The sequence below is a fragment of the Verrucomicrobiota bacterium genome (genome assembly GCA_037139415.1).
Taxonomy (GTDB): domain Bacteria; phylum Verrucomicrobiota; class Verrucomicrobiia; order Limisphaerales; family Fontisphaeraceae; genus JBAXGN01.
Genome location: JBAXGN010000296.1, coordinates 1 through 5,876, shown reverse-complemented (window position 1 = coordinate 5,876; position 5,876 = coordinate 1). Strand labels below are relative to the sequence as shown.

Below are 5,876 nucleotides of genomic sequence, written 5' to 3'. Positions count from 1 at the left end.
CCGGACAATCATGACGCTTGTGATCAAATTCATCGCAGGGAACATATAAGGGTAAGGCCAAAGGCCGCCACCCTGGGTAGACCGTCCAAAACAAAATCCCTTCTCCCCTGATGGCCAGTGCGGCTCGCACAGGGGAGAAGGTGGCCGAAGGCCGGATGAGGGGTGGTTTTCATTTTCAACCATCAACTCTCAACTCTCAACCATCAACTAATTATTATGCGTCACCGCCACGATCCGCACGTTTTTGTTTTCAAACACGCGGACCCAGTTCGCAGCGGTTTCCAGTTCCGCGTTGGTGGGCGAGTCGCCCGCCACCGAGGCACTGGTGAACTTCACCCCCCGGGGGTGCAGGATGTAGCGCCGCCGGTTGATCAACGCCGTGTCGCTTGCCAGGGAATCACGGAAAAGCTCGACCCCTTCCGTGCCGGTGCCGCTTTGCAGCGGTGTGCCGTCCAGCGGTGCCGCGCCCTTGGCGAACGCCCCCGGCCCGAACAGGTAGGAGGTGTACACCGTGCCATCAGTCGAGCCCGCCCGCGTCGGCAGGCTGTCATCCACGATGACCCGCCGCCCCTGGAAGGTGCGGATTTGCGCCTTACCCTCGCTGTCCGGAATGAAGTCAATCAAGTCCAGTTTGCGCAGCGCGGCTTCCGTGGCAGAGTGCATCGCCACCGCCGTCAGCCGGTCCGCGCAATCGCCCAGCTTCGACGTGGCATCCACGAACGTGGCCCCATTGAGCCGCGTCGCGGCGGTCTGCCCGGCGACCGTCTCCGAATGGATCGCCAGCAGGTTGCCGCTCATACTGGCGGCGGCAAAGATGCCCTTGAGGCACGAAATCACCAACGCCTCATCCGTGCGCGCCCAGTATTCCGCCACCAGGTCCACAATGGCCTGCATCGGGTCCTCACCGGCAATCACCTTGGCCAGGTGATTCGACGACCACACCTGGGCATCATTGTGAATCCGGGCAATGTCCTTGTCGGCGCTGATTTTGTTCACCGTGAGCGACGCCGAATCGCTCAGCAATTGCCGGGTTGCCGTCAAGTCCTTCCAGAACGGCATATCCACCGTGCGCCCGCCGCCATTAGCCAAGGCATCAAACACCGGCGAGTGCTCAATGATGCCGCATTGCCCGAAATTGCTCAGTTCGGCAGTCCGCTCAATCGCGTACTTCTCAAACTGCGTCGGGATGATAATGTCTGCCACCGTTGTCTTGCTCATAACTTACTCCGTTTCCTTTCTTGTTTCTCCGTAGCCGCCGACATCAGTCGGCGCCTTTGTTGTTTTTATTTCTGCTTTCCACTTTCAGCTTTGGCTTTTCAGTCGCGCCGCCAAAACCGGGTCGGTTCTCTGCAGTTTCATTTGTTCCGTGAGATTCCACGTTTCCTTGCGGAACGGGTTTTTCATGGTCCGGTTGCCGACTCCACCGGAGCCGGTGCTGGCAGCCCCGCTGCCCGCGTTGGATTCAAACAAATGCGGAGCCTCCGACACTTGCGTGTCGATCCACTCCGCCAAAGTCATCGGGGTGAGGCCATCCTTGCCCGTGCGGGCCGTCTGGCCATCCGCCTCAAACGCCGCCGGTGCCCCGTTCACCAGCCGGAACACACTGCGTGCCCGCGCCATGATGTCCGGCGTCGCGCTGGCCCGCAGCCCGCGCTTGGTGGCCTCACTGGTCACCGCCTGGTCAATCTGGATGGACGCCAGCCGCGCATTGAGCGCATCGCGCTCGCTGGCTACGGACGAAAGTTGTTTATCCAGATCAGCCTTCACCGCCTTCACGCGGGCCTCGACGACCTTCTCAGCCTCGCCCGCCTTGAGTTGCGCGGCTTCCTCGAGCTTGCGCTTTTCATCCGCCAACCGGCGGACCTCATCCGGGTCAATCCCCTCGAACCGCTGGCGCAACTCATCGCGCTCCTTGGCGAGGGCCACGTTATGGGCGCGGAACTCATCCAGCTTGGTTTTCTCGACTGCTCCATCAGCATCCAGCAACCACGCGCCGTCGCGTTCAGTGTAGAACCCGGCGTGTTCCGCCGGAATTTCCTCTTTCGCTTTGTATTTAAACTTCAGTGCCATAATATATTTTTGATCGTAGCAGTCGACGTCAGGAGACTCTATTTTCACTTCTGCCTTCTGCCTTTTCGCACCATACACCCTGTTTTTACGCCCCATTTTCATCTTGGCGCTTGGCGCTTTTCCAACCAGGACAGTGCAGGCACAATGGGTGACTCTCCGCGACTTTTCGGGACAAAACATTTTTGCTAAATAATTTGACAAGTTTTGAGCCGGCATGATGCTAGCGGTTTATGTTACCTCATTGCCCAGCCATGAATGCGGACTTAAGGGCGGCCGTCGCCGCTCTTGGGCTGATGTGGGCGCAGTCTCCGGACCGCCCTCGGATCCAGCCAGCAATAAAACAAGCATGGGACGAACTTGTGGAGGCTTGGGCGACTTCAGAGGCGCTACCACTGTTTATCCGTAAGAGTTCAATTGTGAGAGGTTCGCTCTTGCGTCACCAGTCTGGCAGAGAGCTCGTTTGCGTTGACAATGCCCCTGCACAGTGGGCTTTTTCTCGGGCCTACAGTGGGAATACCTATACCGTTGATCAGATAAAGAAGATGCTGGTCGACGATTTAATTCCTGTTGTCTATATCCCCAAGAGCGCAGAACATCCAAAGATGACTTACCATTGCAAGATCTCAACAAGGGATTGTGTTAACAAAAAAAAATGGAAACTCTGTCACATCGATGATGTCGGTATTGGCACCAGGAAAGACCTCACGGCGACAGATTTGACTATTCTCCAAGATCATTTTCGTAAGCTGCTCAAGCCTTCCAACCATTTCCTCGTGCCGCTTGACTGGTCCGGCATAGGTGAAGTTCCAGAGGTTATCAATCAGGTTAAAGCGGTGGAGCGCGCTTGACTACTTCCGCCTCTGGCACTCATCGCAATCAACCCCTTTTCCTCATCATTTCCTCTACCATCCGGCAGAATCTCCGACCGCCGGAACAACTCGAACATCGTATCCTGGCTGATGGCCCCAGCCTGCCACGCCGCCACCAGCGCGGTCACTTCGGTGGCCGCCATACCATGCGTGCGGAAATCCGTATTCAAATCCAACAGTGCCTGCTGGTCCGTGATGTCTTCGGGATTTTCTTCCGTGGAATTCCACCAGTACACCCAGCGCACCACATGCGTCAGCGATTCGCTGATGCTCGTGGCCACGCTGCTCAGAATGCTATCCTCGCCACTCTGCCTGATTTGCAGCGCCTCGGCTGTCTCCGCCACCTTCTTCTGACCTTCCAGCAACCGCGATCCCATCACGGCCATCAATCGTTCGGCGTGGTCCAGCGCCCGTTCAAACGACGTGAGACCCTGGCCGGTGAACTCTAGGAACCCAGCCGTGGCCCCCGTGGTTTCTGTGGACCATGCCACGCTGGAGCCGATCTTCAGCTTTGCATCCTTGTCAAACCCACTCACATAGGCCGTTGGCAGCGCGGTGTAATGTAGCCCGTGCTTGTAATCGGCATCCATGCGGTAATGCCCCAGGTTCTCCGGGATGATGTCATCCAGGGGGATCCGCGCCACCGCCGGGCGCGAGTTCTCCGGCCCATGAAACACAAACGGAATCAACGGCAGCGGCTTTCCGAGTCGCAACGGAACCCGCGTTTCCACCAACTCCCATTCGGATTTTCCGCCTTTGCCTTTTGCGTCCTTTTTCGGTCGCCAAATATCCACCACACACCGCACTGCATTAGTCCCATCAATCCCATTCGTTCTATCCAATCTCAGCACCCTGATCTGTTCCCCAGCCGTCGCGTCAAACAAGTCGGCGCTGTTCCGTTCACCACCCTCCGGCTCATGCAGCACCACCAGTGTGGCGATGCTGCGCCCATTCACCCGTTCCACGCGCCAGTTCAAAATCTCCTCAGCCCGGTACAGCGCCGCGTATGCGCGGCTTTCCACATCACCCTGCCAATCCACCAGCGTGCCGCAGCGTCCAACACTGACCACTTCACTGACAACCTGTTTGGAGTACCCATAAAGCGAAGTCCCCAGCATATCGGCGTCATTATTGAACTCCGCCATGGCTTTCCCCAGGGCGCTGTTGCTTTCCGGCAGTTTGATGTACGGCGGCTTGCGGAAGATCATGCCCACATAACCCGCCAGCGTGCGGGCCGTGGCGTTGAAGAACACCGCCCGCGCCTTGTATGCCTGGTATTCCTCATCGCTTTGCGATTCAAGTTTTGGCAGGTATTTCTCGCCGGCGGCCTTGATGGCGTCCTCGCCACCCATGATGTCGCGGGCGCGGCTCCATGTGGCGGCCATCAGATCATATTCAGGATGCGTCGTATTTACTGGCATAAATTATCCACCCATAATTTACGCATACCCGCACGCCAGGACAACAAGTCTATGCATGACTCTCCATGACTTTGCGCGACTCTCCATGACATCACAGGCACCACCACACCACGCACGGCACACCACACGTGGCCACGGCGTCACCCCTCCACACCTGATGCTACGCAACAGGTGTTCCGGGGTGACCGCCGTTCGATACTCACTCGGAACACCAGAGTTGACTCGCTTTCTGATACGCTCCCGCTCCCGCGCCGACTGACACGCGCTCTGGACACCAGAGCTGGCTCGCTTTCTGGAGCGCCCCCGCTGGCGCGCCGACCGACACGCACTGTGGACACCAGAGTTGACTCGCTTTCTGGAGCGCCCCCGCTCACGCGCCATTCGATGCGGATTCCGCGATTAATGGTGACTTGGATTCCTGTAGTGCTCCGCTGCCGCGACCTCGATGCCCGCCATGGATTCCAGTAGTTTCTTGCAATTCGATACGCCCCGAGGATGTCAGTTCGCTGCGCTCAGCGTGGAAGTCAGTTCGCCCTTCGCTCGTGGTGGCGGCCACGCCCCTTGACCCTGGTGTCCGCCATTACTCGCTACGGTCTCACGGATTGTTGACCTGGAGGCGCGCCCGTCCAAGGGTGGTTCCAGTTCTAGGGTGCTTGCCGTGCGCGTTCGTGACGTTCGTGCGTGCGGTGCTCCAATGAACCCTTTTTTTAATTCCAAATCTATCATTCCAATTAACCCGAGCCTCAATTTTATGGCGCTTGTTCGCACCGCCGCACCGGGCCGCTGCTTCCCTTGATTCTAGGCGCTGTGACCGCGGCCCTCTCACTACCATCGCGCACGACTAAGGGTTTTTCCTATTCTCAGGCTTTCCATGTTTGATAACCGTGCTTGTCGTTCCAGGGGCTGTGTGCGCGCTGGTCACTCACGATGGGGGCCAATATTTCCCGCTATGCGGAGGAATTGCCGTGCCGCTGAAGCGGCCTTTTGAACCCACATCATAAGGTGAGTGCGTTTCCAAACGACGCGGTGCAGCCGAAGGCTCGCTGTGTAGGTACTCATTTGGCCGGTGCGGCACGCACTCCGTCGGCCAACACAGCTCACCTCAAGTGGCGCTTACGCAAGCTTCAGCGCCAGCACCGCTTAACCGCCTGTTTTTAAAGGGATGAATCGAAAAAATGAAACCAGCCGAAGCGAGACGGGAAAGGGACCACGTTCAGTCTGCGCCGTCCTCGACTCCATGTCACTTGCGACGCAAGCGTCGCTGCGTTCCATTCCGATTTTTCTGCGAGCAGGCCGGAGCCTGCCCGGCGGCGTACCCGTGCGCGGCGGACGTAAACGTCCGCTGTTTCGCGCACGGGCAACGCCACGGCCGCCGCCGAAATCAGTCTGCGCCTGCTTTGACACACTCCGTGGCCACCGGCGGTCCTTCACTTCGCTAAAGCTTCGTTACAGCCCGCCGCAGCAGCCCGCAGAGGATTCGCGTGCCCCCACGACCCGTTGACGTTTCCCCCGGTGT

Annotated in this window: 4 protein-coding genes; 1 reads left to right on the top strand and 3 read right to left on the bottom strand. The window is 58.3% G+C overall.

Features of this window, described 5'->3' with window-relative positions:
• Positions 1-207: 207 nt before the first annotated feature.
• Both WCO56_28530 and WCO56_28525 read right to left on the bottom strand, forming a co-directional pair.
• Complete coding sequence (locus WCO56_28530; GenBank protein ID MEI7733550.1) at positions 208-1,218, bottom strand: hypothetical protein; 1,011 nt, start codon at positions 1,216-1,218, stop codon at positions 208-210.
• A gap of 84 nt (positions 1,219-1,302) precedes the next feature.
• Positions 1,303-2,070: a hypothetical protein gene (locus WCO56_28525; protein ID MEI7733549.1), complete on the bottom strand. Its 768-nt coding sequence runs from the start codon at positions 2,068-2,070 to the stop codon at positions 1,303-1,305.
• Positions 2,071-2,321: 251 nt separating this feature from the next.
• On the opposite strand from WCO56_28525, the gene WCO56_28520 reads away from it, so the two are divergent.
• A complete protein-coding gene (locus tag WCO56_28520; GenBank protein ID MEI7733548.1) occupies positions 2,322-2,918 on the top strand; it encodes a hypothetical protein in 597 nt (198 codons plus the stop codon).
• On the opposite strand, the gene WCO56_28515 is transcribed toward WCO56_28520, so the two are convergent.
• The gene (locus WCO56_28515) at positions 2,891-4,360 is read right to left on the bottom strand and encodes a DUF4055 domain-containing protein (protein MEI7733547.1); all 1,470 of its coding nucleotides are present in this window, start codon (positions 4,358-4,360) and stop codon (positions 2,891-2,893) included. The genes WCO56_28520 and WCO56_28515 overlap by 28 nt on opposite strands.
• Between the last annotated feature and the right edge of the window lie 1,516 nt (positions 4,361-5,876).

What these genes read in the sequence shown, in the direction of transcription:
- WCO56_28530 (MEI7733550.1), bottom strand. Translation starts at nt 1,218, where the DNA reads ATGAGCAAGACAACGGTGGCAGACATTATCATCCCGACGCAGTTTGAG.
- WCO56_28525 (MEI7733549.1), bottom strand. Translation starts at nt 2,070, where the DNA reads ATGGCACTGAAGTTTAAATACAAAGCGAAAGAGGAAATTCCGGCGGAA.
- WCO56_28520 (MEI7733548.1), top strand. Translation starts at nt 2,322, where the DNA reads ATGAATGCGGACTTAAGGGCGGCCGTCGCCGCTCTTGGGCTGATGTGG.
- WCO56_28515 (MEI7733547.1), bottom strand. Translation starts at nt 4,360, where the DNA reads ATGCCAGTAAATACGACGCATCCTGAATATGATCTGATGGCCGCCACA.